Source organism: Streptomyces sp. NPDC048275 (assembly GCF_040652275.1).
GTDB lineage: Bacteria > Actinomycetota > Actinomycetes > Streptomycetales > Streptomycetaceae > Streptomyces.
In genome coordinates this window covers 13,386-39,255 of record NZ_JBEZLR010000003.1, presented here as the reverse complement: position 1 = coordinate 39,255, position 25,870 = coordinate 13,386, and the positions used below count along the sequence as shown (strand labels likewise).

Here is a 25,870-nt window from a genome sequence, read left to right as displayed (position 1 = left end):
CTCGGCAGCTGCTCAGGTGGTGCAGGCGGCCCGGACGCCGTACGTGCGTTTGCGGCTGCCCCCGGCGCCGCACAGGGTGAGCAAGGCGCCCCAACAGCCATTCAGGGAGTGATCATGCCTCGTGGGTCGAGCCCCAAGCGGGAACGTCAGTACGAACACATCAAGGAAAGCGCCGAGCAGCGCGGCGAGAGCACGAAGCGGGCCAAGGAGATCGCCTCCCGCACGGTCAACAAGGAGCGGGCCCGCACCGGCGAGTCGAAGACCGCGAGCAGGACGTCCACGCAGGACAAGTCGTCGTCCCAGCGGGGCGGTCAGCGCTCGCACAGCGGCTCTCAAGGCCCCACCTATGACCAGCTGTACGAGGAGGCCAAGCGTCGCAACATCGAAGGGCGCTCATCCATGAACAAGGCGCAGCTCAAGCAGAAACTCGGCAAGTAGAGCGGGGACCTGCCGTCTCCGGGTGTGGGTGTCGTCCGGGCCTTCGTCGGCCGTCGGGATTAGGTACCACCAGTCGGGGAACGCGCGCTTTGACCCGGAATGTTCGGAACGTTCGGATGCAAGGAGGATGCCGTGAGCACCGTGAAGGAATCCATCGACGTCGATGTCCCGCTGGACCGTGCGTACAACCAGTGGACGCAGTTCGAGGAGTTCCCGCTCTTCATGGACGGCGTCGAGGAGGTCCGTCAGATTGACGACGAGCACTGCCACTGGACGACGAAGGTTGCTGGTGCCCGGCGCGAGTTCGACACCGAGATCGTCGATCAGCTGCCCGACGAGCGGATCTCCTGGCGCACTGTGGGTGGCGAGGCCGAGCAGATGGGCGTCGTCACGTTCCAGAGGCTCGACGACGCACACACCCGCATCAGCCTGGCCATGGAGTTCGAACCCCATGGCATGGCGGAGAAGGCGGGTGCCATGCTCGGTATGCTCGACCGGCAGGTGAAGGGTGACCTGAGGCGGTTCAAGGGCTTCATCGAAGAGCGCGGGCAGGAGAGCGGCGGCTGGCGCGGCCGGATCAACCCCGCCGGCACCGACACCGGCGACGCCCCGATCAGGGAGACGCCGCAGTCCCGGATGACCGGTGAAGGGGCGCCGGTCGGTCCCGAGGACACGGGCCAGGACACCTCGCAAGGTTTCCCGGGCTCGCTTCCGGCTGATCCGGACGACATGCGGCACGGCTGACCAGTACCCGGCCCGGGGTACCCGCAGCCGCGGGTACCCCGGCACCGCCACTGTCTCTTGTCCCTGCCGCCCTGAAAGGATCCGGGAGCCGTGACCACCTTCGGCTACTTCCTGTCCTGCGAGGAGTTCACCCCCGCCCAGTTGCTCGACCAGGCCGGACGGGCCGCGGACGCGGGCTTCACGCGCCTGGCGATTTCCGACCATTTCCACCCCTGGAACGACGCCCAGGGCAACAGTCCCTTGGTCTGGTCGGTGATCGGCGCGCTCTCCCGGACCGTGGACCTGCCGATCACCACGCTGGTGACCTGCCCGACCGTGCGCATGCACCCGGTGCTCACAGCTCAGGCCGCCGCCACCTCCAGCGTGCTGCTTAACGGCTGCTTCACGCTGGGCGTCGGCACCGGCGAGGCCCTCAACGAGCACGTGCTCGGGGACCCTTGGCCGCCGTTCGCCGAGCGGGCCGAAATGCTGGAGGAGGCCGTGGAGGTGATGCGCGAGCTGTTCACCGGCCGCCTGGTCTCCCACCGCGGCCCGCACTACACCGTCGAAAACGCCCGCCTCTACACCACCCCGCCCGAGGCACCGCCGGTCTACGTCTCCGGTTTCGGACCGAACGCCGCCGCCCTCGCCGGCCGGATCGGCGACGGGCTCGTCACGATGACCCCCGACTCCGGCCTGATCGAGGCGTTCCGCTCGGCGGGCGGAGCGGGCAAGCCGGTGATCGGCGGGGTGAAGGTCTGCTGGAGCGATGACCGGGACAAGGCCGTGGACCTGGTGCACCGGCTGTGGCCGACCGAGCTGCTGCCCGGCGAGCTCGCCCAGATCCTGCCGACACCCGCGCATTTCGAGCAGGCTAGCGAACTCGTCACTGTCGACATGGTCCGCTCCACCGTGACCTGCGGCAACGACAGCGAACAGCACATCGCCGCGCTGCGCGCGTATGTGGAAACCGGGTTCGACGAGGTCTACGTCGGACAGATCGGCCCCGACCACAAGGAATTCTTCGGCCACTACCGGGACACCGTCCTGCCCGCCCTTACCGGCTGACCGGGGCCCCGCCTCCGCCGGAGCCCCGGGCGGGAAGCCGATGTGCATCCGAGGTTCTTCCGAGACGAACGCCGGCGCGCGGTCCGCCGGCTCGTGCACCTCCTGGTCGGAAACCTCCGCCCCGTCGCGGAGGGGTTCCGGTCATGTGCGCGGTTCTGGATCGGCGTACCGGAGCAGTACGCCCACACCCTCGTGCAGTCGCAGATGCTGCTGGGGCACGACGACGAGTTCGGCCTAGGTGCCGACCAGGGCGCGGGTGAGGGCCGCGTCGGCCCGCTCTCTGCGGACGTCCTGGATGCCGTAGGAACGGAGCTCCTGCTCGGTGAGGGCGAGTCGGCTCGGTTCCGGGCCGATCCACAGGGAAGAGGGCTTTGACCTGACCGTGTTGCAGGGCCGACACGGTTGCGGCAAGGCCCTCGGCCGAAGCCCCGTCGCGGGTGCGCTGGACGAGGAAGTCGGTCAGCAGGGACCGGTCGTGCTCGGCCACGCGTCCGCTGAAGAGGCTTTCGAGCCGGTGCTCCAGCAGCGCCCGTCGCGGCTGGGACCCACCGGCGCCCTCGACGGTGGTGACCCGCCCGCGCAGGGGAGCGGGGAGCCGGCGGACGAGAATGCCGCGGGCCCAGACGTCCCCCGCGACGACCACCGCTTCGGCTTTGATACGCCGCGCGTGGCCCTCCAGCTCCCGGCCTGTCACCTCGGCGGCGTTCAGCCAGTCGGTCACCGGGATTTCCTCGTGGAGGCGGTGCCCCGGCGTGACCTTGGTCAGGGGCCGAACGCCGACCTCGGCCTCGATCCGCACGGTGCCGGTGGCGTCCGTGGAGTGACGGCCGCTGTAGTGGACGTGCGCAGCCAGGTAGGTCCGGTCACCTCATGTGAGGGCGTCGAGGCGCCGTTCCGCTCCGCTGAGGGAGCGCCGACAGTGGCTCAGTCCCTTCCATGCGTCCCCGTACTTGTCGAGACGTTCCGGGAGGGTGCGCAGCGTCCACCGGCGCGGGCCCAGTTCCGGGTCGTCGAGTTCGTCCCACTCCAGCGGTGTGGCGATCGGGGCGTGCGGGCGGGCGCGTACGGCGTAGGGGGCGACCGAGGTCTGGGCGTAGGCGTTGCGCTGGGTGTCCAGGTAGAGCCGGCCCCGGCGCTTGTTCTTGCGTGGCTCAGTGGTCAGCCGGTCGCTGTGGCGGGCGGCGAGCACGTCGGTGACGCGCCGGGCGAAGTGCCGTGCGGTGTCGAAGTCGGTGCGCCGGTCGAGCAGGACCAGCAGATGCAGGCCACGAGACCCGGTCGTCATCAGGGCCGGGCGAAGGCCGAGTTCGGTCAGCAGGTCGCCCAACTGGCGGGCGCTCCACCGTACGGTCTCGAAGCCGTCGCCGTCGCCTTCGGACGGGTCGAGGTCGAAGACCAGCCGGTCGGGGCAGTCCAGGCAGTCCGCGGGGCTCAGCCACGGATGCGGGGTGATGCACGCCTGGTTGGCGAGGTAGACGAGGGTGGCCGTGTCGTCGCAGACGGCCATGCTGAGGCTGCCGCCCTCCTTGGGCACCCGTACGGTACGGATCCATTCGGGGAAGTAGTCGGGAACGTCCTTGTGGAAGAAGGACTTTCCCCGGTATCCGTCGGGATAGCGCTCCATCACCAGTGGCCGGTCCTTGAGGTGGGTGAGCATGGGGCGCGCGACGGACCGGTAGTAGTCGATCAGTTCGGCCTTGGTGATCCCGTCGTCCGGGAACAGCTCCTTGTCGGGGTTGGACAACGCCACCTTTCGGTCGCCGACGCGTATCTCGTCCTTGGTTTTCGCCTTGGCACTCATGAGTTCTTCCTCGCCTTCTCGCCGGGCCGCTTCCGCACCACCTTCTGTGTGGGTTTGTCGGTCCGCAGCCCCATGAACCGCGCGGGTGGCGAAGCTTCCCGTCCTCCGTCCACTCCGTGAACCCGACCTCGGCGACGAGCTGCGGCCGGATCCAGTGGGCGCCATGCCCACGGGGGCTGACGGCGAACGGGCAGCGCCGGCGCTCCAGGCGGTCCATGCGTGCCCGCAGTTCCTCAAGGGTCGTGCGGTCATAGCCGGTACCGACCTTGCCCGCGTACACGAGACGTCGTCCCTCGCAGTAACCGACCAGCAGCGCATCGAAGCCGGTGCGACTGGACGCGGAGACGGACATGCGCATCCACCCCTTCCATGGGTCGGACAGCCAGTCGCCTCCTCTGTGAGTGCCCCTTGGATGTGATCGCATGCAGACAGCGTCGAGGAGGTGCGGCACCGCGGCCGGGCGAACGCCCGCGCACCGATAAAGGATCAACGCCGATAAAATGGAGGAGAGGTGTGATCATGACGAAGCAGATCAAGTGCCGCAGAGTCTATGAGGAGACCTCGCCGCGAGACGGCAGGCGGGTGCTCGTCGATCGTGTCTGGCCGCGGGGGATGCGCAGGGAGGAGGCGCAGGTCGACGAGTGGCTGCGCGACGTAGCGCCGTCGACCGAACTGCGCAAGTGGTACGGCCACGAGCCGAGCCGCTTCACGGAGTTCCGCCGCCGCTACCTCGACGAACTGGGCGACTCCGGTCACCGCGAGGCGGCCGGGCATCTGCGGGACCTCGCCGACCACGACAAGCTGACGCTGCTGACCGCCACCAAGGACGTGGACCACAGCCAGGCCGCCGTCCTCGCCGAGTGGCTGACCGGCGGTACGCGGCGAGCCACCTGAGGCACTACGCCGCCATGACGACGAAGAGCACTGCCATACCGACGACGAGCCAGGTGACGTAGTCGCCGAGGTGGCCCGACTGCAGTCGGCGCAGCGGCAGAATGACGCCGCGCCGGACCGCTCGGCCCACGGTGCCGGCACGGCGGAGATGATCCCGGCCCGGCGCATGGGCTCGGTGTCCGCGTCGAACTTCAGGACCGCGTGTTGGTGGCCAGTGGGGCTGGACGGTGGCTGCGCGGGCGAGGTGCGGGGGCTGCCGGTCGTCCGGCGTACGGTTCAGCAACACCTCGGTCAGGGGCGTCGTCAGTTCCGCCAGGCGCCGCAGGTTCTTCTCCTCTGGCATCAACTCGGGCGCGTCGGCCCGGAAGACGAGGGTGCCGGAGGACTCCAGGGCGACGATCGGGGTGCCGGCCTCCAGCCGCGGCCGAAGCGAGCGCAGCGTCCGCCGCAGCACGCGGCGTGCGATGCCGAGCTGCCCGGTGGAAATACAGGTCAGGCCGCAGCACAGCGGTTCGGCGGGGACGGCGATGCGGAATCCCGTGTCCTGCAGGACACGCACCGCGGCCTGGATAGTTACTGAACGTGTCGGGCCAAAGGACGAGGGCACGCGGATCCGTCGGCCGCGGCTGTGGCATGCGGTACTTCTCCAACGAGTGACCGGATGTGAATTTCCGGCTCTTACCGCTGTTACCAGCCATACTGCCCGTGTTCCCGAGACCGCAGGTGACAAACGGCCGCATCGATCGGACCTGGACGGGTACACGGAGTACGCGGGACACGCCGCACTTTGGAAAACCGGTGAAACGTTGAATCGGTGACTGAGCCATGGCTACGAAGACCGATAGGAAGTCCGGTAAGAAGACGACCGGCGCGAAGGACAAAGCAGTGGTGCGCGCACTGCTCGACCGACAGCAGCGCACATATACGGCGCAGGCCGGCATCCGACTGCGCAATACCCCGGCGCCGCTGTACCAGACGCTCGTGCTCGCGACACTCCTCAGCGCCCGTATCAAGGCCGACATCGCGGTGGCGGCTGCCCGGGCGCTGTTCGATGCCGGGCTGCGCGACCCGCGGTCGATGGCGGACACATCCTGGCAAGAACGCGTCGACGCGCTCAGCGAGGGCGGCTACCGGCGCTACGACGAGCGGACCGCCACGATCCTCGGCAAGGGAGCCGAGCTGCTGCTGGAGCGCTACGACGGCGATCTGCGCCGGCTGCGCGAGGAACCCGACCCGAAGAAGGCCCTGTTGGACCTACCCGGGATCGGGCCCACAGGGGCCGACATCTTCCTGCGTGATGTGCAGGGCGTGTGGCCGGAGTTCGCGCCGTACATCGACCGCAAGGCCCTGGACGGTGCCAAGCGGCTCGGACTGCCGGCCTCATCCGAAAAGCTGAGCGGCCTCGTCCCCGGCCGCGAGATGCCCCGGTTGGCGGACGGCCTGGTCCACGCGGCCCTCGACAAGCCGCTGGCCGACGAGGTGCTCGCCGCCGCCAAGGCAGCGTGACAGACCCTCCGGGAAACCACGATCCACGGAAGCGCTCCGATGTCTCTCCGACTCTTGATTTTCGACCGCCCCCGAATGCCGTTGCTCCTGTGGCACCCCGTCATCGCACTCGTCATGACGTACAAAAGTGAGCCGAATTCCGCCGGTCCCGTTCCGCGGGACCCGCCGCCCACTGAGGATATGCCGGAAGAGGTGAAAGAGCCGTCCCCTAAGCAGGTAGAGCAGGTAGAGCAGGTAGAGCAGGTAGAGCAGGGAGAAGATGACGGCGAAACGGACGGGGTAATACAGGAACCACCGGATTAGGCCAAGGTCAGGCGGCCGTCTCCTTCCGTCGGCGCCCGGTCTGCGCGAGGGCGTCGATCAGTTGCTGGCGGCTCACCTTCGAGCGGCTGGGTATGTCGTGGTCTGTGGCCCGCTGGTACAGCTCCGCCTTGCTCATCTGCCGAAGATCTTCTTTCTTCCCGCTCCGCCGTCGCGTAGTCGCCCACGTGCGGCCGTCTTAAGCGGGGCCTTCTTGGCCACCGTCTTCTTCGCGGGTTTGCGCACCGTATTCCGGGCAGCGGCGGTCTTCTTCTGCCGCGGCGCGGTCGGCTGCTTGCCGCCGGAGGCGCGGGCCTGGTCGAGGCTGCCCTGCAGGACCTGCATCAGATCAATGACGTTGGTGGCCTGCGGCGCCTCCTCGGCGAGGGCGATTTTCCTCGCCCTCGGCCTTCGCGTGCACCAACTCGCGGACCTTCTCCTCGGAGGAAAGGAGGGAGCAGACGATGGTGCGGATCCTCGCCGAGGGCGACGACCTTGTCGTGCGCCTGTCGTGGTGGGAGAAGGCGGCCGCGCGCCGTGGCAACGTGCGCGTGCCACTGGCGGCGGTGTGCCGGGTGACGTGTGAACCCGACTGGTGGCGTGCCCTGCGCGGAGTTGCCCAGCACGGCGTCTGGATTCCCGGTGGGATGTGCGTCGGCACGCGGGGCCACCACGGCGGAATCGATTTCGCGGCGGTGCGCCCCGGCAGGCCCGTGGTGTGCATCGAACTGTGGCCCACGGCTCATTTCAGTCTCCTCGCGCTCTCCGTGCGGGACGACGCCGAGGCCACGGCACGATGGCTCCGTCATCTCGCACCGAAGATCGACTCGTCCACCCGCTGGCGGCAGGCGATTCCCGTCCCTGAGGAGACAGACCTTTCCTGAAGAGAACCAGCGGACTGAGCCGTCCAGTCCGCGAGGTTGGTGAAGGTTGAATGATCTTGGAATGTGTGATCGTTCCTGCTTCCGCCGACCGCCCCCTACTCGGGACGGAGGAAGCGGAGCTCGTCCCATGTCATGGCGCGGAACTCAATCCTGGTCCTCCGCCGGCGCTCGCTGCAGACCGGCGGTCCTCCGACAATGGTGCGTGCTTGGCGCATCACCTCCGGGCCGCAGGTTCTTGCACCCCCAGTCGGTCGTCTTTGCTCGTCTCTGTTTTCTGGGCGTTTGCCGGTGTGTGAGCCCTCCCCCTGCTGGTCCTCGGCAGCAGGGAAACCTGACCCCCCCGCTCACGACAACAACCCCCACACCACCCCGGCCGAAACCTCTGGGCGCGACCAGGTGAGTGAACGGGCACGCCGATGCCGCCGGTTGCCTTGCGTCGCAGCAACACTCGGCTCAGGCTCGTGACGTTCTGCAAGAGCTCTCAGGAAGCGCGAGGAGTGATCACCCATGGCGGTGTGCGACGTATGCGGCAATGACTACGAGATGGCGTTCGAGGTGCGAGTTGCCGGGTCCGTCCATATCTTCGACAGCCTGGAGTGCGCGGCACAGCGGATGGCTCCGGTGTGTGCGAACTGTCAGTGCCGGATCCTGGGCCACGGCCTCCAGTCGGACGGGCAGTTCTTCTGCTGTGGTCACTGCGCCCGCCAGCAGGGCCAGCCGCAACTCGTCGACCACGCCTGAGCGCCATCCGGTTCCGCGGCGACCTGGACCCCCCTCCTGCAGCCGACCGGTCACCCGGCATCGGATGCAGGGGCGCCCGGGGCCCCTGCGAGAGCTGCGTCGATGTTGCGGGTGTCGCCAGGGCGCGCAGCATCCACACCCCGTCAGGCGGGGTCAGCTGTCACCCGACGCCGAGATGCTCAGCAGCGGGCATTGGCCGGGTGCAGGATCGACACCACGGACCGGACTCACACGGCAGTCGCCGACTGGCCTGTCGCAGGGCCAGGTACGCCGACACCCACCCATAGATGTCCCGGCCCGAGAAGGGATAGGGGGCAGCGGACAACTGGACCCGGCGCTGCCACAATGTACCTGGTGCCGCCACAACGTGCTGACGTCCTGTCTCCCGTCGCCGGCCGCTTGGTCGGCGAGGCGAGGCGGCCATCGCGTGAGTCCGCGGTTCAACAGCACCCCTGGGCGACAGGTCGCCCAGGCCGCCATCACCCCACCTGGCAGGGGAAGACCCCCCGTCGAGCGCGCCGCCGTAATGCCGCGCGGCATCGGGGCGGCTACCGCGGCCGGTGCACGCTCCGGATGACCGCCGCTCGGCCGTCAGGTCCGCATTGCCTCAGTGAGGCAACGGCCGCCGCGACTATCGGCGACGTCCAGGGCACAACATGCCGGCCGCCACCATGGGACAAGTCCGCACCGCTGTCCACGCCACCGCTGGCGCCCCCCCGGCGAAGTGCTCGCCCGCACCAACCGTCTGCTCACCGACCTCGACCCCGGCCTGTTCACCAGCTGCCTCTACATCGACCTCGACCTGGCCCACCACCGCGCCTGCCTGGCCACTGCCGGACACCCCCCACCGATCCTGCGCCACCCCGACGGCCACACCGAAATCGTCGACCTGCCGCCCGGACTCCTGCTCGGCATCGACCCCGCGGCCGACTACCCCACGACCGGCATTCCCCTGCCGCCCGGCGCCGTGCTCACCCTGTACACCGACGGACTCATCGAAGCCCCCGGCACCGACATCGAGGACGCGATCGCCTCCCTGGCCAACCAGCTCGCACACGCCCAAAGCCAGACCATGGACGCCCTCGCCGACAGTCTCATCAGCCACGCCCAGCGATCCGCACCCCGCAGCGACGACATCGCCCTGCTCCTCATCAACCCCCAAGCACAGGGCTTGGTCATGGTCCTCGATCAGTTCGCGAAGTAGCTGCTTGACCATGTCTGTGGCGAGGACGGTAGGGGGATGGAGCGACAGGCAGTTGAGGAACTGAACGCGGACCTCGCCGAGTTCACGGACGATGTCTTCACGTACCTGGCCTATGCAGGCCAGCGTGGTTACGGTCGGCAGTACCTGCGCGGGCTGATATTGGACGGCAGGCGCAAGTCGGTGGAACCGATGGCTGAGCGCCTGGGCATCCCCCGGCGAGAACCTGGGTCACTTCGTCGCCCAGTCCCCCTGGGACTACCGCGAGGTGATGCGGCGTGTGGCGGCCCGCGCCCACCAGGTGCTGCGGCCGTCGGCCTGGCTGATCGACGATCACCCTTCGTCCGCTACGGGCATGGCAGCGCCGGCGCGATCGTGCAGCACTGCGGCGAGCGCGACCAGCACTTATGCCAGGTCGCGGTGTCCGTGCACGCCGTCTCGCGCCGGGGGTCGTCGCCGTTGCACTGGCGATTATTCCTGCCGCAGAGCTGGGCCGAGGATCGTGCACGCTGTGCGAAGGCGGGAGTCCCGCCGCAGATCGCGCACCGCACCAAACAGCAGACCGCCCTGGACCTGCTCGACGAACTCGACCAGTGGGTCCTGGCACCACCGCTCGTCGTCGCGGACAGCGACTACGGCACCAACGTCGCCTTGCGCATCGGGCTGAGTGCACGGGGCATCCGCTGGCTGCTGGCGGTCACGGGCCACACCGTGGTCCTGCCCGTCACCGGAGCCCCTGTCACCGCCTGGGCGCGCAGGCGCCCCAGCATCACCGTCGACCAGGTCGCCGCGGATCACCGCTACCGGGCCCGCAGGTTCGTCTACCGGGCCAGGACCGCCGATCACCCCGCCCGGTCCGGCTGGTTCGTCGCCATCCCGGTGCACATCGCCGGGATCATCGAGCGCGAGCACGTCGCGTCCACCGCCAACCGGCGCCTGCCCCAACGCACCCTGCTGATCCAGTGGAAGCGCAAGCGCGGCGGGGACGTCTTCCGGTCCTGGATCACCGACCTGCCCGCGGACACCCCGCTCGCCGTCCTGGTCAGGCACGCGACGAGTCGCTGGTGCATCGAGACCGACTACCGCGAGATGGAACAGGCCCTCGGTCTGGGCGACTACGAGGGCCGCACCTACCGAGGTTTCCACCACCACGTGGCGCTCGTCTCCGCAGCCCACCTGTTCTGCACAGAGCATCACCTCAACCCAAAGGGCGGGGCCACGGCCTCAGTCTGTACAAGATCGTGATCCTGTTCCAGACAGCGTTGATCGCCTCCCTGTACCGCTGCCCCTCATGCCACCGCGAGCCCAATGACCTCACCAGTCTTGATCGAGGACCATGACCAAGCCCTGAAGCAGCCAACTGACACGACGCTTGCCCGGCAGCTCGGCGTTGGTGTGACCGCGCCGGGCGTGGTCGAGACGCCCGTCACCACCAGCCCCATCACCCACAGATCGCCTCCCGCGCCGGGCGAGCGGTAGGCGCTGTTCAGCGGTGCGTAGGCGAATCAGCCGAAGGCCGCGGCGCCACCGGGAACCAGGAACCCAGCCACGACCATCAAGCCGCCGAACAAGTACATCCAGTACGACAGGGCGTTGAGACGTGGGAAGGCCACGTCGGGGGCGCCGATCTGCAGTGGCATCACCGCGTTCGCGAACCCCGCGAACATGGGGGTGGCGAACAGCAGCATCATCTGGTCCGGCGCCATTAGCTTTGGTTTGGTCACTTCTCTGAACCAGTAATTGCGGTCCGTTGAGGCAGTCGGCAAACCTGTGGCGCATGCGTACCGTCCCGGGCCAGGATGCGGCTATGCGTCATGTCCAGAGCGATCCCGAGTTGCAGGATCTGGTTCGGCGGTTCGTCACGCCTGATCGCCGATACCTTCGGTTGGGCGGGGGCCTTCTGCGGCTGGACCCGATCGAGCGTTCTGCGTTCGTGCGGGATCTGGCTCAGGCTGCCTACGAGATCACTCCCGCAGAACTGGGCATCCTCTTCGAGGGTGGCTGGCGCGAGCGCAAGACTGCCGCCTGGCTAGTTGCTGTGGCCCACAGGACCGAGTTCCGCGACCTCCAGGTGGCGGCGAACCGTACAAGCTACTGGCCCAGGCCCTCGGGCGGTCATCGAAGGTGGCCGTAGCCAAGTTCGCCTGGTCCGGCCGCGAGCGGCTGGGTCTGCTGAGGGTCCGCGACGACGCCATCGTCCTGCATGCGATGCGGTGGGACGACGAGATCCGCGACCCGTCCGAGCTGGCGCCCGACGCGGTGGAGCTCACCGGAGTCGAGATCGCCGAGGCGCAGCTGCTGATCGACCGCCTGACCCGCGACGACCTCGACGGGACGGAGTTCGCCGACCGGTACACCGAGGCGGTGGAGCAGCTCATCGAGGCCAAGCGCCAACACGAAGAACCACGCAAGGCGGCTGAGGAGCCGGAGGCGCCGGCGGGCCAGGTCGTCGACCTGGTGGCCGCACTCCAGGAGTCCGTGGTGAAGGCGCGGGCGGGTCGCGGCGAGGACGCAACAGTCCACGAAATGCCGAAGGTCGCCAAGAAGACGGCGAAGAAGGCGCCCGCCAAGAAGACCGCAGCGAAGAAGACGGCCAAAGAAACGGCCGGGCGGAAGCCGCGCACCGCCTGACGTCACCCCTCGATAAACCCCAGCTCCGAGTCCGGCCTACAGTGCAGGCACGCATCAGCCCCTTCTGCGAGTGCCCGCAGCATCTGGTCTTGCGCAACCCCCTTGGCTACGTTTCCCCAGCATGTGGCAGCCGCCGACGTGGACGTACACGGCGGCCCGCCCGCCGAGCCCCTGCTCGTCGATAAAGACGTCTGCCTGGCAATTGGACAGCTCCAGCGGGAGACGGTGCTGTCGGGCGAGGCCGGCCCAGGGGCGCCACCGACCGGCCCGCGGCATTCTGACGGCTGTGGACGGTCGGCATCTCGGCACCTGGCCCGGGCGGCGCCGGGACGGTGGGTCCTGGGGGTCAACGCCGGTCACCGCGGAGGTGTCCTTGGTGCCGCTGGGGCGCTGGGAGCGACCCTTGCGTCCCGCTGGCCTTTCTCGTCCTCGCCGGCGTACTCCTCGCCGCGTGCACTGTCGCTTTTGGCCGTGTTGCCCGGTACGGATTTTCTCTCTTCCTTGGACTTCGTCCGTCCTGGGCCTTTCCCGCCGCCGTGCTCGGCGGTGTGGAAGGAGCGACGGCCGCTGGGGTTTTCCTCCTGGCGGGTCTCGTCTACATCGGGAGACCAGCCGTGCTGTCCAGTGCCCTGGTGACGGCTCGGGCCCTTACCGTGGCGTGGCTCCGACGCATGTGGTCTCTTCGCCATGGGTCGACCTACCTTCGACGAGGGCGATGCTTGTGCGTCGCCGCGCGGGGAATTGTCCCTCTTTGGGCATTAAGTGCATGTTGCATCTATATCGCGCTGCGCTTTTCCGGGATGTCGCGCTTCTCCAGAGGGTGCACGGCGGGACCTTGAAGGATCCGTCCGTCCGGGGCGAAGCGGGAGCCGTGGCAGGGGCACTCCCATGCCTGTTCCGCGTGGTTGAAGGAGACGATGCAGCCGAGGTGGGTGCAGCGGGCTGAGACTGCCTGGAGTGTGCCGTCCTCGTCCCGGTGGATGGCGTATTGCCGTGCGCCCAGGCGTACCACGGCGCCGTGGCCTGGAGGGATGCCGTCCGTTGCGGGGCCCGTTACGGCCGGCAGCCGGTCCCCGACGAAGTGCCGGGTGACCTGAGCCTGGTGCTTCAGGAACGACGCTCCCTCGCGGACCACGGAAGCCAGGCGGCGAGGGTCGTAGAGGCCGCTCCAGGCGGCCGGGCGACCGTTGATCAGGTCGCTGAGCAGACGGCCCGCCATGACGCCGCCGCTCAGGCCCCAGCCGCCGAAGCCAGTGGCCACGTAGGCGTGTCGGCTGCCGGGGTGGAGGTGGCCGACCAGGGGGACGGAGTCGGTGGAGTCGTTGTCCTGCGTGGCCCATCGGTAGGTGAACGTGAGCCCGGCGAACCGGTCGTCGGCCCAGGCGGACAGCCGGGCGAACCGCTCCTCGACGTCGGCGGTGCCGGGCGTGAAGTGTTCCCCGGTGACGATCAGCAGGCGTTTGCCGTCACGGTACGGCGCGCTGCGCACGGAGCGCGTGGCCTGTTCCGGTGTGATGTACATGTCGCGCGGGGCGCGGTCTTCGTCGATGGTGGCGGCGACGACGAGTTCACGGCGTGAGCTGAGGCGGGTGAACAGCAGGGCCCGGTCGAAGACGGGGTAGTGCGTGGCGATCACGACGTCGCCGGCGTGGACCGAGACTCCGGTGTCGGTCCGCAGCACGCAGGGTTCGCCCTGGGTGAGGCCGACGACGCGTGTTCCCTCGTACACCGTGCCGCCGCGTCGGCGCAGGTCGTCGGTGAGCGCCAGCAGGTACTTACGGGGATGGAACTGGGCCTGGCCGCTCACCCGGACCGCGCCGGCGATGGCGAAGGGCAGTTCGGTCTCGGTGGCGAACTCCGCCGGAAGCCCCGCCTCGCGCGCCGCTTCGGCCTCCGCCCGCAGTTCGTCGAGGCGCCGCGGATCCTCGGCGTACGTGCAGGCCGCCGCCTCCTCCCACTCGCAGTCGATGCCGAGCTCGTCGACGATCTCGGAGGCGTGCTCGATCGACTCGGTCTGCGAGCGCGCGTACAGGCGTGCGCCCTCCGGGCCGCGGGTGCGGCGCAGGTGGTCGTAGACCAGGGTGTGCAGGGCGGTCAGTTTGGCCGTGGTGTGGCCGGTGACGCCGGCGGCGATGCGGTCGGCCTCCAGGACGGCGACCTCGCGCCCCTGCCGGACCAGTTCCCAGGCCGTGCTGAGTCCGGCGATGCCGGCGCCGACCACGGCGACGTCGACGGTGAGGTCGCCCGAGGGTGGGGGAGCGGGGTCGCCGGGCGGTGCGGTCTCCAGCCAGTAGGACCCCTGGGTTCCTGTCTGAGCGTTCATGACGACCGAGTGCCCGCCGTGGTGAGTGATACGCCCCGGTATGGCGGTCTTCATGCCTCTGTATCCGGTACCCGGCGTCGTGCGAAACGACCATCAGCGAGGAGGAAACAATGAGCACGGTGAAGGAAGCAGTGGACCTCGAGGTCCCCGTCCACACCGCGTACCACCAGTGGACGCAATTGACAGGTGTTCAGGGGTGCCGTCGCGCGGTGGGCGCGAGGCCCGCCGCCCGACGGCGTGGTGGTGGCGAAGAGCAGTCCGATCGAGTCGGGCCTCCAGGAATCGAACCACCCTCATATGGGCGAGGACGCGTTACTGGTTGGGCCTTGCAGCGCTGATGTCGCCGAGCGCCGACTCGGGGTCGCGCTCGATGGCCAGGTCGCCGATGGAGACGATGCCCACCGCGTGCTGCCCTTCGTCGACGACCGGAACTCGGCGGACCGAATGCTCGCGCATCACTTCCACCGCGCGGCCCACGTCGTCGTCGGGCGTCACCGTCACCAGATCGTCGCTGCACGCGTCCGCCACGGTCGTGCGGTTCGGATCGCCGCCCTCAGCCATCGCGCGAACCACCAGGTCGCGGTCACTGACCAGCCCGCGCAGCCGCTCGCCCTCGGCGACCAGAACGGCACCGATGTCCTCATCCCTCATCATCCGGGCCACGACCGTCACCGAGGTCTGCGGTTCGACTGTCACCGGGCTCCTCGTCATGACGTCGCTGACATGCTGAGTCATGGAACCATCCCTCCGTGAAGTGGGCGGTGCTTTCATTGCCGCTCAGCCTCCCGAGTACCCGTGGGCGACCGGTTCAATACGCCGTCACCAGCGACGTGCCGACAGGCGTTCCGGGCGCCGTACCGTCGACGCTTTCTGCCGCCTGCATCACTCACGCAGCATCCGCCCGCTGCCCCAGGGAGCCTCCAAGTCGCGCCGTACCCCCTTCAGCGACCGGCCGGTGGTCCAGGACGATCCGCGGAGCGGGTTCCGCAACCGCACAGGGCTCGTCGTCGGCAACATTGTTCGCTCCAGTGCCGCATCACACGCGGCACCTCCCGTGTGCCCAGAGCCCTCGAGGTATCTCGTGCGCCGATGAACCTGCGGGTTCATGAGCCGGCGCGATCTCGGGCGGTGTTACAGGAGCGGGGCAGGGGGTACCGAGGAGAAGGCGTCGGATGCCGTCGGTGTGCGCTGGGAGGCAGACATGGACGCTTCGGTCGACCGGATCGCACGCCTCGTCCCAGGTCAGGGTCGGTTTGCTGTCGGTCGATGCCGCTCAACAGGCCGTGTCCCGTGCAGTCCACGTGGGCTGGGCGAGGACGCGCGGATGAGGATCTGGCGGGCGCCGCGAGAGCCACCCGACGGTAGCGCCGCCGTGGGCGCTGTTCCGGGTGAATTCGCCCTTGAACAGCGCCACTTGGTGGCGTTGCCGCACTCGCTAGTACGAGTAGAAGCCGGAGCCGGTCTTCCGGCCGAGCCGTCCGGCGTCCACCATGCGCTGCAGCAGCGGGGGAGCGGCGTACAGCGGCTCCTTGTACTCCTCGTACATGCTGAACGCGACCGAGGCCACGGTGTCCAGGCCGATGAGGTCGGAGAGCTTGAGCGGGCCCATCGGGTGGGCGCAGCCCAGCTCCATGCCGTTGTCGATGTCCTCGCGGCTGGCGATGCCCGACTCGAACATCCGGATCGCGGAGAGGAGGTAGGGGATCAGCAGCGCGTTGACCACGAAACCGGAGCGGTCCTGGGCGCGGATCGCGTGCTTGCCGAGGGCCTTCTCGGCGAACAGCTGGGCGCGGCTGAGGGTGCCCTCGGACGTGGTCAGCGCCGGGATCAGCTCGACGAGCTGCTGCACCGGGGCCGGGTTGAAGAAGTGGATGCCGATGACCTGGTCCGGCCGCGAGGTGGCGACGGCGAGCCGGACCAGCGGAATCGAGGAGGTGTTGGAGGCGAGAATGGCGTCCTGCCGGGTCACCACCTGGTCGAGCACCTGGAAGATCTCGGTCTTCACCTGCTCGTTCTCGACGACGGCCTCGATCACCAGGTCGCGGTCGGCGAACTCGCCGAGGTCGGTGGTGAAGCTGAGCCGGTTCTGGGTGGCCGTGAGCTCGTCCGCGGAGATCTTGCCGCGCTCGGCCGCCTTGGAGAGGGAGTTGAACAGCCGGGTACGGCCGATCTCCAACGCCTCGCCAGTGGTCTCGGCGACCTTGACGTCGAGACCGGCACGGGCGCACACCTCGGCGATGCCCGCTCCCATCTGGCCGCAGCCCACCACTCCGACGCGTTCGATGTCGGTCACATCGTCCCCTTCGCTGATCTACGGCTGTGGCAGGACCTCCGTTGTCCGGCGCCTGCTCCGATCGTGCACGTTACTCCCAAGTATCGATGATCGATCGTCCGGGTCGTGCATGCTGGGCGGAGAAACGGTCCGTGAGCGTACGGATCCGCAGCGTGCGGCGTGGAGGGGTGTGCACATGGGGCGGGTGTCACGGCGGGCGTTCGGGGTGGCGGCGGCGACTACTCTCTCGGGTCTTGTCACGGCAGGGGACTCGGTGGCCGTGCCCGGCGCCAGGAGGGTCGCCGGCGGGCCCGGCGGGGAGCGGGCCGCCGACGGGCCGGGTCGGGAGCGCGCCGGTGACGGGCCTGGCCGGGAGCGGGCGACCTCGGAGCTGCGGGGCATGTGGCTGGCGACCGTCTCCAACCGCGACTGGCCCTCGCGGACCGGCCTCACTGCCACCCAGCAACGCGCCGAACTGCTCAAGCATCTCGACACGGCGGTCCGCCGCCGTCTCAACGCGGTGATCTTCCAGGTGCGCCCCACGGCCGACGCGCTCTGGCCCTCGCCGTACGAGCCGTGGTCGCAGTACCTGACCGGCGTCCAGGGCAAGGACCCCGGGTGGGACCCGCTCGGCACCGCGGTCGAGGAAGCCCACGCGCGCGGTCTGGAACTGCACGCCTGGTTCAATCCGTACCGGATCGCGACCCACAGCGACCCGACCCGGCTGGTGGCGACCCACCCGGCCCGCAAGCACCCCGACTGGGTCGTCCCCTACGGCGGGAAGCTGTACTACAACCCCGGACTGCCCGTGGTGCGGGCGTTCGTGCAGGACGCGATGCTCGACGCGGTACGCACGTACGACATCGACGCGGTGCACTGGGACGACTACTTCTACCCCTACCCGGTCGCCGGGCAGGTCTTCGACGACGAAGCGGCGTACGCGGCGCACGGCGCGGGCTTCCCGAGCAGGGCCGCCTGGCGGCGCGACAACATCGACCGGCTCGTGCGGGAGACGGCGGCCCGCATCCACGAGATCCGGCCCGCCACCCGCTTCGGGATCAGCCCCTTCGCGGTGTGGCGCAACGCCGCGACCGACTCGCGCGGCTCGGACACCGAGACCGGTGTGCAGACGTACGACGATCTGTACGCCGACACCAGGAAATGGGTCCGGGAGCGCTGGATCGACTACATCGTCCCGCAGGTCTACTGGAACCTCGGCTTCGCCGCTGCCGACTACGCCAAGCTCGTACCGTGGTGGGCGGCGGTCACCAAGGGCACAGGTGTGCGGCTGTACGTGGGGGAGGCGCTCTACAAGGCGGGCGACCCGGCGCAGCCCCCGGCCTGGCAGGACCCGGCGGAGCTCTCCCGGCATCTCACCTTCGGCCGGAACCACGCGGAAGTGCGCGGGCACGTCTTCTTCTCCGCCAAGGAGGTCGGGGCCGACCGCCTCGGTGCGATGGCACGGGTCGTGGCCGACCACTACCAGCGGCCGGCGACACCCGTGCGCTGAACTAGTACATGCAGAACTACCGCATGTTGTCCTTGTGGCGAATTTCGGAGTCGGGGCCCGGTGAGCAGACGGCCTCGTGCCCGTCCGAGAACCGGACGCGGTACGGGGGAGTGCCTTCCTTCCCCATGACTTCGGTGATTTCCGCGACCTTGTCGTGCTGCCCGACGATCCTGCCGTGCTGCACCAGCTTGTCGCCCACGTCTGCATGCATCTGAAGCGCCTCCTCGTCCTGTGCGGGAGCAGCGGTCCGTGCCCGCAAGTCTACGGCTGGTGGCGCCGGTTGGCCCGGCCCCTGCATGCCCGCTCAGCCCCGCGCTCGTTGGGTGAGTGCGATGCAGACCAGCACGGCCGCCGCCGTCAGAGGTGCGGCCGGTGTGAGCTGCTCGCCGAGGAGCAGTACCGACCACACCAGTGTGAGCAGCGGCTGCGCCAGCTGCAACTGGCTGGCCCGCGGAATGCCGATCGCCGCCATGCCGCGGTACCAGACGACCAGTCCCAGGAACTGGGATCCGGCCGCCACCCACAGCAGGCCCGCCACACTGTGTGCCGACAACTGGACCGGCTCGTACGACAGTGCCACCAGCGCGCCCGGCAGTGACAACGGCAGAGACAGGACCAGTGCCCAGCCGACGACCTGCCAGCCCGGCATGACTCGGGCGAGCCGGCCGCCCTCGGTGTAGCCCGCCGCGCAGACCAGCAGCGCACCGAAGAGATAGGCGTCCGCGCTGGTCACGGCGCCACCGCTCTGCCACACGGTGAACGCGATCACCGCGGCCGCGCCTGCCAGGGCGGCACCCCAGAACATCCGCGAGGGCCGCGCCCCGGTGCGCAGCGCCGACAGCAGCGCGGTCGTCAGTGGCAGCAGACCGACGACCACGGCGGCGTGGGCGGTGCTGGACGTCTCCAGCGCGAGCGTCGTCAGCAGCGGGTAGCCGAACACGACGCCCGCGGCGACGACGGCGAGCCCGCCCCAGTGCCGCCGTCCCGGCACGGGAACGCGCAGCGCCAGCAGGCAGCCGCCCGCGATGACCGCGGCCAGCGCACTGCGCACGGCCACCAGGGACCAGGGGCCGAAGCCCTCCAGGCCCCAGGCGGTCGCGGGGAAGGTGAGCGAGAAGGCGATGACGCCGAGGGCGGCCTGGAGGGTGCCGAAGCGGCGCTCCGCGCCGGATACGCGGTCCGGTTCGGTGCCGCCGCCCGCTTCGGTGGCGAGGCCGGTCTGGGTGTTGACCGCTATCCCCGTTTGGGCAGTAGCGCTACTGTCTAGTCTCATGCATGAGCGTAGCAGCGCGGGAGAGCTGGTGAATCAGCTGCGTCGGGAGGTGGACCGCTACTCGCCCGGTGGAAAGCTGCCGTCGAGCCGGGCGCTCGTCGAGCGCTTCCGGGTGAGCCCGGTGACCGTGTCGCGGGCGCTGGCGCAGCTCGCCGCCGAGGGGCTGGTGGTCACCCGCCCCGGGGCCGGCGCGTTCCGGGCGCAGCCCCGCACCACCACTGCCCCCGCCGGTGACACCTCCTGGCAGGAGGTCACGCTGAGCGCGGATGCCGCGACGGAGCTCGTACCGCGCACGGTGGACGCCTCCGGGGTCCTGGTCTCGCTCGCCGCCCCGCCACCCGGTGTCGTCGAGTTCAACGGCGGCTATCTGCACCCCTCGCTCCAGCCCGAGCGCGCGATGGGCGCGGCCCTGTCCCGGGCCGGGCGTCGCCCGGGCGCCTGGTCGCGACCGCCCATGGAAGGGCTGGTGGACCTGCGGGAGTGGTTCGCGCGGGGGATCGGCGGCGCGATCACCGCGGCCGAGGTGCTCATCGCGGCGGGCGGGCAGTCGGCGCTCACCACCGCGTTGCGGGCGCTCGCCCCGCCGGGTGCCCCGGTCCTGGTCGAGTCGCCGACCTACCCCGGCATGGTGGCGATCGCCCGCGCGGCCGGCCTCAGGCCCGTACCCGTGCCGGTCGACGCGGACGGGGTGAAACCCGCCCTGCTCGCCGACGCCTTCAAGGCGACCGGAGCCCGGGTCTTCGTCTGCCAGCCGCTGTTCCAGAACCCGACCGGCGCCGTGCTCGCCCCCGAGCGACGGGGCGAGGTGCTGCGCATCGCGCGCGACGCCGGCGCGTTCGTGATCGAGGACGACTTCGTACGCCGTCTCGTGCACGAGGACGCTGGCCCGCTGCCGCGGCCGTTGGCAGCCGAGGATCCCGACGGTGTCGTCGTGCATGTCGGCTCGCTGACCAAGGCGACCTCGCCGAGCTTCCGGGTGAGCGCGCTGGCCGCGCGCGGTCCGGTCCTGGAGCGACTGCGCGCCATCCAGGTCGTCGACACCTTCTTCGTGCCGCGCCCGCTCCAGGAGGCCGCGCTCGAACTCGTCGGCTCGCCCGCCTGGCCCCGCCATCTGCGGGCCGTCTCGGCCGAGTTGAGGATCCGCCGCGACACGATGACCGCTGCGCTGCGGCTCCGCCTCCCCGAACTCGCCCTGCCCCACATCCCGTCCGGCGGCTATCACCTGTGGCTCCGCCTCCCCGACGGCACCGACGAGTCCGTCCTGGTGGCAGGTGCCCTGCGCGCGGGTGTGGCCGTCACCCCCGGCCGCCCCTACTTCAGCGCCGAACCCCCCGCCGCCCACCTGCGGTTGAGCTTCGCGGCGGTCGCGGGGACGGAGGAAATCACCGAGGGGGTACGGAGACTGCGCACGGCTTGCGACGAGGTGTTGGGCTGACATACCCAGCCCCGTCATGGGGGTCCCCCTGCTCGAGCGAAGCCGAGAGCTTGGGGGAGTTTGAGGACGAGGCCGTTGAGGCCGATGCGGGGGTCTGGGGGCGGAGCCCCCAGGGGGACGGGACAGGGTAGGGGCGGCGGGGGCGAATACCGTTCGACCAGTGGAGGGCGCTCATCCTCCAGTGAGCCCGCATATACCCTCAGTAACATCTCTTGACCTGCGGAGTTCCGCGCTCCACGATCTCCGCATGCATCTTCGGGTCACATTCGTCGCCGCCGCACGCAGTTCCTCGCTGCTCGCGGAACGCTTCGAGGACGACCGGCCACTGGACCAGGCCGGCTGGGACGAAGTGCAGCACGCCGCCCCCGACCTGGTGCCGCTGGCGGCGGCCGAGCTGCGCTACTGCTCACCGACCCCGCGCAGCCGTGCCACCGGCGACGCCCTCGGCTACGCGCCGCTCGCCCAGCCGGCGCTGCGCGACTGCGACATGGGCCGCTGGCGCGGCTTCACGCTGGGCGAGGCGATGGCCCGCGAACCCTCGGCCGTCGATGCCTGGCTGGCCGACCCGCTCTCCTCCCCGCACGGCGGCGAGTCCCTCATGTCCTTCATCACCCGTATCGGCGGCTGGCTTGACACCCGCCCGGCCGACGACGGCAGCCGGATCGTCGCGGTGGCGGAACCCTCGGTGGTACGGGCGGCGCTCGTCTACGCGTTGAAGGCCCAGCCGTCGACGTACTGGAACATCGACGTGCGCCCCTTGTCGACGGTCACCCTCACCGGCACCCACGGCCGCTGGAACCTGCGCCTCGAAGCGGCCCTGCGGCGCGTCTAGCGCGTCCGCGAGCGCATCCGCGTGCAGTCGGTCGTGAGGACCAACTCCTTGGCGGGCCCGCCCACCCGCCATACCGTGCGCCAGCGGTCCTCCTCGTACGCCGTGAACTCGCCCCGGTAGAGGTCCGCCGCGCACGGGTGGTCGGTGACGTACCGGCCGGTGGTCAGGTCCAGGTCGTGGAAGGGGCGGCCGTCGGAGAACCGGACGGCCGCGGTGCCCGGTGCAGCCCCCGGCAGATATCGCAGCGTGCGCTCGGCGGGCCGTGCGGCGCCCTGCCAGGTGAACGTGCCGGATTCGTGGGACAGGAGACCGGGCTCATCCAGGGGGCCGAAAACCGTCGTCCCCGTGAACCGCCCCTCCGCGCCGCTCGCGAGATCCCGCACCACGCGCTCCACGTGCCAGGTCCCGGCCAGATACGCCAGCACGTCGGCCACTGGCCAGAACTCACCCATCCCGTACCACTTCCGTCACATCCGATGCTGCGCAACCCATTGACGCGCTCCGACCCCCTCCCTATCTTGCCGTTCGAAGTATTGACCGTTGTCCGATATGTCGAACAGATCGAGAAGCTCGCGCAACTCCATACAACTCCACACACCACAGAGCCGCGGAGTATCCATGTCACGCACCCGCACCCGCTGGAGACTCGGACTCACGGCCGCCGCACTCCTGGTGGCCTCCGCCGTCGTTCCCGCGCCTGCCCACGCCGCCGCCGATGTCACCGACTACGCGATCACCGTCGACCCGAAGGGTTCGGGCGCGAAGATCGACGACACCATGTACGGCGTCTTCTTCGAGGACATCAACCGGGCCGCGGACGGCGGCCTGTATGCGGAACTCGTGCAGAACCGGTCGTTCGAGTACAGCACCGCCGACAACCGCTCCTACACGCCGCTCACCTCGTGGGCCACCACGGGCACCGCGACGACGCCGAACGACGACGGACGCCTCAACGCCCGTAACCGCACCTACCTCGCCCTGGGCGGCGGCTCGTCCGTGACCAACTCCGGTTACAACACCGGCATCAGGGTCGAGAGCGGCAAGGCGTACGACTTCTCGGTCTGGGCTCGCGCCGACGCGACGGCGCCGCTCACCGTGACGCTGCACGACGCCGACGGCGCGCTCGCCGAGGCCCGCCAGGTCACCGCGCGGGGCGGCTGGGCCAAGTACCGGGCCAGGTTCACCGCGACCCGCAGCAGTACGACCGGACGCCTCACGGCCGCCGCCGAGGGCCCCGTCGCGCTCGACATGATCTCTCTGCTGCCTCGGGACACGTACAAGGGCCACGGTCTGCGCAAGGACCTCGCGGAGAAGATCGCCGCCCTGGACCCGGGCTTCGTGCGCTTCCCCGGTGGCTGCCTGGTCAACACCGGCAGCATGCAGGGCTACGACGAGGCGTCGGGCTACGCACGCCAGCGCTCGTACCAGTGGAAGGACACCATCGGCCCGGTCGAGCAGCGTGCCACCAACTCCAACTTCTGGGGCTACAACCAGAGTTACGGCCTCGGCTACTACGAGTACTTCCAGTTCTCCGAGGACATCGGCGCGATGCCGCTGCCCGTCGTGCCCGCGCTCGTCACGGGCTGCGGCCAGAACAGGGCCACCGACGACGACGCGCTGCTGAAGCGGCACATCCAGGACACCCTCGACCTCATCGAGTTCGCCAACGGTCCCGTGACGAGCGAGTGGGGCGCGAAGCGGGCGGCCATGGGCCACCCCAAGCCCTTCCATCTCACCCACCTGGAAGTCGGCAACGAGGAGAACCTGCCAGGCGAGTTCTTCGCCCGCTTCACGCAGTTCCGCACCGCCATCGAGGCCGAGTACCCGGACATCACCGTCATCTCCAACTCCGGTCCGGACGACAGTGGTTCGACCTTCGACACGGCCTGGAAGCTCAACAAGGACGCGAACGTCGACATGGTCGACGAGCACTACTACAACAGCCCGCAGTGGTTCCTGCAGAACAACGACCGCTACGACTCGTACGACAGGAACGGTCCCAAGGTCTTCCTCGGCGAGTACGCCTCCGGTGGCAACATCTTCAAGAACGCCCTCGCCGAAGCCGCCTACATGACCGGCCTCGAGCGCAACGCGGACGTCGTGAAACTCGCCTCGTACGCCCCGCTGCTCGCCAACGAGGATTACGTCCAGTGGCGTCCGGACATGATCTGGTTCAACGACCACGCCTCATGGGGATCGGCCTCCTACGAGGTGCAGAAGCTCTTCATGACCAACGTCGGCGACCGGGTCCTGCCGTCGAGCGCCACCAGCACACCCTCGGTGAGCGGCCCGATCTCCGGCGCCGTCGGCCTGTCGACATGGGCGACCACGGCGGCGTACGACGATGTCAAGGTGACCGGCGCGGACGGCGGCACCCTGCTCAGCGACGACTTCAGCGGCGACGCCTCCCAGTGGACCCATACGGGCAGCGGCAGTTGGAGCATCGAGGACGGGCAGTACGTGCAGACCGACGAGGCCGCGACCAACACCATGGTCTCGGCCGGAGACCCGGCCTGGCACGACTACGACCTGCATGTGAAGGCCACCAAGAAATCCGGCAAGGAGGGCTTCCTCGTCGCCTTCGGCGTCAAGGACACCGGCAACTACTTCTGGTGGAACCTCGGCGGCTGGAACAACACCAGCTCCGCGGTCGAACAGGCCGTGGACGGCGGCAAGTCGACGCTCATCTCCAAGGCCGGCACGATCGAGACGGGCAAGGCGTACGACGTCGACATCAAGGTGCGGGGCCGGCAGGTGACCCTGTACCTGGACGGCCAGGAGTGGGGGAGCTTCACGGACGACAAGCCCGCGGAGCCGTTCCGTCAGGTCGTCACGCGGGACGCGAAGACCGGTGACCTGATCGTCAAGGTCGTCAACGCCCAGTCCGCGGACGCCCGTACGGCGATCGACCTGGGCCGGGCGAAGGTGAGCCGCAAGGCCGCCGTCACCACGCTCCAGGCCGCGCCGGACGCGGTGAACTCGGAGACGGCCACGCCGGTCGCACCCGTGAAGTCCACCTTCGTGGGGGTCGCCGACACGTTCACGTACACCTTCCCGGCGAACTCCGTGACGTTCCTCAGGATCAAGCAGAGGTAGGAGAGGTAGGAGAGGTAGGGGAAGCGGTAGGGGCTGTGGGCTGCTGTCCGACCGGCAGCAGCCCACGCTCGGCGAACACCTTCTTCGCGGCGAACGTGGCGTTCAGCGCCTTGGGCATGCCGCAGTACACGGCCGAGTGCAGCAGAGCCTCGACGATCTCCTCCGGTGAGAGGCCCACGTTCAGGGCCGCGTTCACGTGCACGTCGAGCTGGGCCTCGCAGCCGCCGAGCGCGGTGAGCATGCCGAGCGTCACCAACTGGCGGTCGCGCGGGGCGAGTCCGGGCCGGTCGTAGAGGTCGCCGAAGGCCCAGGCGACGATCTGGTGGCCGAGTTCCGGGTTGACGTCCGAGAGCGCGTCGACGACCCGCTGCCCGGCCTCGCCGTCGACGCGCCTGAGCACCTCCAGGCCGTGCTCGAAGCGGTCCTCGCGGGTGGTGGCATCCGTCATGAGTGTCATGAGAGGTCGTCCGATCCCGGCTGGTCGAGCAGCCGTTCGTAATGGTCGATCTTGTCGTCCAGAGCGGTGGCGTTGCGGCGCAGCGCGCGGATGCGGTCCGCCAGCTCGGCGCGGTGCTCGCGGAGCGTCGCCAGCCGGTCGGGGACCGTGGAGTCGCCGTGCGCCCGAAGCCGCGCGAACCGCTGCATGTCGGCGATCGACATGCCCGTCTCGCGCAGCCGGAGCAGGAACTCGAGCCAGGCCAGGTCGGCCGCCTCGTAACGGCGCTGGTTGCCGGTGGTCCGGCCGACCCGTTCGATCAGGCCGGCCTTCTCGTAGTACCGAAGCGTGTCGTGTGAGAGGCCGGTGCGCTCGGCGACCTGGGCGATCGTGAGCGACGGCTCCTGCGGGAGGGGCTGTCCGCTGGCCATGGGTAAACCGTAGAACCTGGAGTGTGCTCCAGGTCAAGCTTTGCCCGCACGGGAATCGCGGGGGAACCGCGCGGG

27 protein-coding genes and 5 pseudogenes are annotated in these 25,870 nt (G+C 69.3%); 16 read left to right on the top strand and 16 right to left on the bottom strand.

The window, feature by feature from the left end; translation table 11 throughout:
* Nucleotides 1-114: 114 nt before the first annotated feature.
* From AB0D57_RS02855 to AB0D57_RS02840, 4 genes and pseudogenes are all read left to right on the top strand, one after another.
* Entirely contained in the window at nt 115-438 is a 324-nt protein-coding gene (locus AB0D57_RS02855) for a plasmid stabilization protein (RefSeq protein ID WP_362066279.1), read from the top strand.
* Between the two features lie 132 nt (nt 439-570).
* Nucleotides 571-1,023 (top strand): annotated as a pseudogene (locus AB0D57_RS02850) (SRPBCC family protein); the annotation flags it as partial.
* A gap of 249 nt (nt 1,024-1,272) precedes the next feature.
* Complete coding sequence (locus AB0D57_RS02845) at nt 1,273-2,229, top strand: TIGR03557 family F420-dependent LLM class oxidoreductase (protein ID WP_362066277.1); 957 nt, start codon at nt 1,273-1,275, stop codon at nt 2,227-2,229.
* 93 nt (nt 2,230-2,322) lie between these two features.
* Nucleotides 2,323-2,604, top strand: coding sequence for a hypothetical protein (locus AB0D57_RS02840; RefSeq protein ID WP_362066275.1), 282 nt, complete (start codon nt 2,323-2,325; stop codon nt 2,602-2,604).
* Between the two features lie 73 nt (nt 2,605-2,677).
* Here the strand turns inward: AB0D57_RS02840 and AB0D57_RS02835 are convergent.
* The 3 genes and pseudogenes from AB0D57_RS02835 to AB0D57_RS02825 form a co-directional block, all read right to left on the bottom strand.
* Nucleotides 2,678-3,082 (bottom strand): annotated as a pseudogene (locus AB0D57_RS02835) (hypothetical protein); the annotation flags it as partial.
* A gap of 15 nt (nt 3,083-3,097) precedes the next feature.
* Nucleotides 3,098-4,030 carry a non-homologous end-joining DNA ligase gene (gene ligD, locus AB0D57_RS02830; protein WP_362066273.1) on the bottom strand — a complete coding sequence of 311 codons (933 nt, stop codon included), beginning with the start codon at nt 4,028-4,030 and terminating at the stop codon, nt 3,098-3,100.
* A gap of 139 nt (nt 4,031-4,169) precedes the next feature.
* A pseudogene (locus tag AB0D57_RS02825) lies at nt 4,170-4,382 on the bottom strand (ATP-dependent DNA ligase); the annotation flags it as partial.
* A 167-nt stretch (nt 4,383-4,549) separates the two neighbouring features.
* Here AB0D57_RS02825 and AB0D57_RS02820 point away from each other — a divergent pair.
* The gene (locus AB0D57_RS02820; RefSeq protein ID WP_362066271.1) at nt 4,550-4,924 is read left to right on the top strand and encodes a DUF488 family protein; all 375 of its coding nucleotides are present in this window, start codon (nt 4,550-4,552) and stop codon (nt 4,922-4,924) included.
* A 4-nt stretch (nt 4,925-4,928) separates the two neighbouring features.
* Here the strand turns inward: AB0D57_RS02820 and AB0D57_RS02815 are convergent, their stop codons facing one another.
* Complete coding sequence (locus tag AB0D57_RS02815) at nt 4,929-5,483, bottom strand: (Fe-S)-binding protein (RefSeq protein ID WP_362066269.1); 555 nt, start codon at nt 5,481-5,483, stop codon at nt 4,929-4,931.
* A 266-nt stretch (nt 5,484-5,749) separates the two neighbouring features.
* On the opposite strand from AB0D57_RS02815, the gene AB0D57_RS02810 reads away from it, so the two are divergent.
* Nucleotides 5,750-6,430, top strand: coding sequence for an endonuclease (locus AB0D57_RS02810; RefSeq protein WP_362066267.1), 681 nt, complete (start codon nt 5,750-5,752; stop codon nt 6,428-6,430).
* Between the two features lie 310 nt (nt 6,431-6,740).
* Here AB0D57_RS02810 and AB0D57_RS02805 read toward each other — a convergent pair whose 3' ends face one another.
* Together AB0D57_RS02805 and AB0D57_RS02800 are read right to left on the bottom strand one after the other, a co-directional pair.
* Complete coding sequence (locus AB0D57_RS02805) at nt 6,741-6,869, bottom strand: hypothetical protein (RefSeq protein WP_362066265.1); 129 nt, start codon at nt 6,867-6,869, stop codon at nt 6,741-6,743.
* Nucleotides 6,866-7,075: a hypothetical protein gene (locus AB0D57_RS02800; RefSeq protein ID WP_362066263.1), complete on the bottom strand. Its 210-nt coding sequence runs from the start codon at nt 7,073-7,075 to the stop codon at nt 6,866-6,868. The genes AB0D57_RS02805 and AB0D57_RS02800 overlap by 4 nt, the downstream gene beginning before the upstream one ends.
* Before the next feature lie 119 nt (nt 7,076-7,194).
* On the opposite strand from AB0D57_RS02800, the gene AB0D57_RS02795 reads away from it, so the two are divergent.
* The 4 genes and pseudogenes from AB0D57_RS02795 (at nt 7,195) to AB0D57_RS02780 (ending at nt 10,801) form a co-directional block, all read left to right on the top strand.
* Nucleotides 7,195-7,614, top strand: a complete 420-nt coding sequence (locus tag AB0D57_RS02795) for a hypothetical protein (RefSeq protein ID WP_362066261.1) — start codon at nt 7,195-7,197, stop codon at nt 7,612-7,614.
* Nucleotides 7,615-8,121: 507 nt separating this feature from the next.
* Nucleotides 8,122-8,355 carry a hypothetical protein gene (locus AB0D57_RS02790; protein ID WP_362066259.1) on the top strand — a complete coding sequence of 78 codons (234 nt, stop codon included), beginning with the start codon at nt 8,122-8,124 and terminating at the stop codon, nt 8,353-8,355.
* 618 nt (nt 8,356-8,973) lie between these two features.
* A pseudogene (locus AB0D57_RS02785) lies at nt 8,974-9,559 on the top strand (PP2C family protein-serine/threonine phosphatase); the annotation flags it as partial.
* A 36-nt stretch (nt 9,560-9,595) separates the two neighbouring features.
* Nucleotides 9,596-10,801 carry an IS701 family transposase gene (locus AB0D57_RS02780; RefSeq protein WP_362066257.1) on the top strand — a complete coding sequence of 402 codons (1,206 nt, stop codon included), beginning with the start codon at nt 9,596-9,598 and terminating at the stop codon, nt 10,799-10,801.
* A gap of 152 nt (nt 10,802-10,953) precedes the next feature.
* On the opposite strand, the pseudogene AB0D57_RS02775 reads toward AB0D57_RS02780, so the two are convergent.
* Nucleotides 10,954-11,247: pseudogene (locus tag AB0D57_RS02775) on the bottom strand (cbb3-type cytochrome c oxidase subunit I); the annotation flags it as partial.
* Between the two features lie 86 nt (nt 11,248-11,333).
* Here AB0D57_RS02775 and AB0D57_RS02770 point away from each other — a divergent pair.
* Both AB0D57_RS02770 and AB0D57_RS02765 read left to right on the top strand, forming a co-directional pair.
* The gene (locus tag AB0D57_RS02770; protein ID WP_362066255.1) at nt 11,334-11,690 is read left to right on the top strand and encodes a DUF6000 family protein; all 357 of its coding nucleotides are present in this window, start codon (nt 11,334-11,336) and stop codon (nt 11,688-11,690) included.
* Entirely contained in the window at nt 11,681-12,187 is a 507-nt protein-coding gene (locus AB0D57_RS02765) for a hypothetical protein (RefSeq protein ID WP_362066253.1), read from the top strand. The genes AB0D57_RS02770 and AB0D57_RS02765 overlap by 10 nt, the downstream gene beginning before the upstream one ends.
* A gap of 2 nt (nt 12,188-12,189) precedes the next feature.
* Here the strand turns inward: AB0D57_RS02765 and AB0D57_RS02760 are convergent, their stop codons facing one another.
* The 4 genes from AB0D57_RS02760 to AB0D57_RS02745 form a co-directional block, all read right to left on the bottom strand.
* Nucleotides 12,190-12,270, bottom strand: coding sequence for a DUF6233 domain-containing protein (locus AB0D57_RS02760; protein WP_362066663.1), 81 nt, complete (start codon nt 12,268-12,270; stop codon nt 12,190-12,192).
* 692 nt (nt 12,271-12,962) lie between these two features.
* A complete protein-coding gene (locus AB0D57_RS02755) occupies nt 12,963-14,510 on the bottom strand; it encodes an FAD-dependent oxidoreductase (protein ID WP_362066251.1) in 1,548 nt (515 codons plus the stop codon).
* A 312-nt stretch (nt 14,511-14,822) separates the two neighbouring features.
* Nucleotides 14,823-15,245, bottom strand: a complete 423-nt coding sequence (locus AB0D57_RS02750; protein ID WP_362066249.1) for a CBS domain-containing protein — start codon at nt 15,243-15,245, stop codon at nt 14,823-14,825.
* 700 nt (nt 15,246-15,945) lie between these two features.
* Nucleotides 15,946-16,803, bottom strand: coding sequence for a 3-hydroxybutyryl-CoA dehydrogenase (locus tag AB0D57_RS02745; RefSeq protein ID WP_362066247.1), 858 nt, complete (start codon nt 16,801-16,803; stop codon nt 15,946-15,948).
* A gap of 175 nt (nt 16,804-16,978) precedes the next feature.
* On the opposite strand from AB0D57_RS02745, the gene AB0D57_RS02740 reads away from it, so the two are divergent.
* On the top strand, nt 16,979-18,292 hold the full coding sequence (locus tag AB0D57_RS02740) for a family 10 glycosylhydrolase (RefSeq protein WP_362066245.1): 1,314 nt from the start codon (nt 16,979-16,981) through the stop codon (nt 18,290-18,292).
* Between the two features lie 16 nt (nt 18,293-18,308).
* Here the strand turns inward: AB0D57_RS02740 and AB0D57_RS02735 are convergent, their stop codons facing one another.
* On the bottom strand, nt 18,309-18,503 hold the full coding sequence (locus AB0D57_RS02735; protein ID WP_362066243.1) for a DUF1918 domain-containing protein: 195 nt from the start codon (nt 18,501-18,503) through the stop codon (nt 18,309-18,311).
* A 93-nt stretch (nt 18,504-18,596) separates the two neighbouring features.
* Nucleotides 18,597-19,565, bottom strand: coding sequence for a DMT family transporter (locus AB0D57_RS02730; protein ID WP_362066241.1), 969 nt, complete (start codon nt 19,563-19,565; stop codon nt 18,597-18,599).
* Here AB0D57_RS02730 and AB0D57_RS02725 point away from each other — a divergent pair.
* Both AB0D57_RS02725 and AB0D57_RS02720 read left to right on the top strand, forming a co-directional pair.
* Nucleotides 19,564-21,000 (top strand): PLP-dependent aminotransferase family protein, encoded by a 1,437-nt coding sequence (locus AB0D57_RS02725; protein WP_362066239.1) that lies wholly within the window; start codon nt 19,564-19,566, stop codon nt 20,998-21,000. The genes AB0D57_RS02730 and AB0D57_RS02725 overlap by 2 nt on opposite strands.
* A gap of 247 nt (nt 21,001-21,247) precedes the next feature.
* Nucleotides 21,248-21,832, top strand: coding sequence for a histidine phosphatase family protein (locus AB0D57_RS02720; RefSeq protein ID WP_362066236.1), 585 nt, complete (start codon nt 21,248-21,250; stop codon nt 21,830-21,832).
* On the opposite strand, the gene AB0D57_RS02715 is transcribed toward AB0D57_RS02720, so the two are convergent.
* Entirely contained in the window at nt 21,829-22,284 is a 456-nt protein-coding gene (locus AB0D57_RS02715) for a DUF6314 family protein (protein ID WP_362066234.1), read from the bottom strand. The genes AB0D57_RS02720 and AB0D57_RS02715 overlap by 4 nt on opposite strands.
* Nucleotides 22,285-22,450: 166 nt before the next feature.
* Here AB0D57_RS02715 and AB0D57_RS02710 point away from each other — a divergent pair, with 166 nt between their 5' ends.
* The gene (locus AB0D57_RS02710) at nt 22,451-24,928 is read left to right on the top strand and encodes an alpha-L-arabinofuranosidase C-terminal domain-containing protein (RefSeq protein WP_362066232.1); all 2,478 of its coding nucleotides are present in this window, start codon (nt 22,451-22,453) and stop codon (nt 24,926-24,928) included.
* Here the strand turns inward: AB0D57_RS02710 and AB0D57_RS02705 are convergent.
* A complete protein-coding gene (locus AB0D57_RS02705; protein WP_362066230.1) occupies nt 24,915-25,376 on the bottom strand; it encodes a carboxymuconolactone decarboxylase family protein in 462 nt (153 codons plus the stop codon). The genes AB0D57_RS02710 and AB0D57_RS02705 overlap by 14 nt on opposite strands.
* Before the next feature lie 5 nt (nt 25,377-25,381).
* Nucleotides 25,382-25,795, bottom strand: a complete 414-nt coding sequence (locus AB0D57_RS02700) for a MerR family transcriptional regulator (protein ID WP_362066228.1) — start codon at nt 25,793-25,795, stop codon at nt 25,382-25,384.
* Nucleotides 25,796-25,870: the final 75 nt, after the last annotated feature.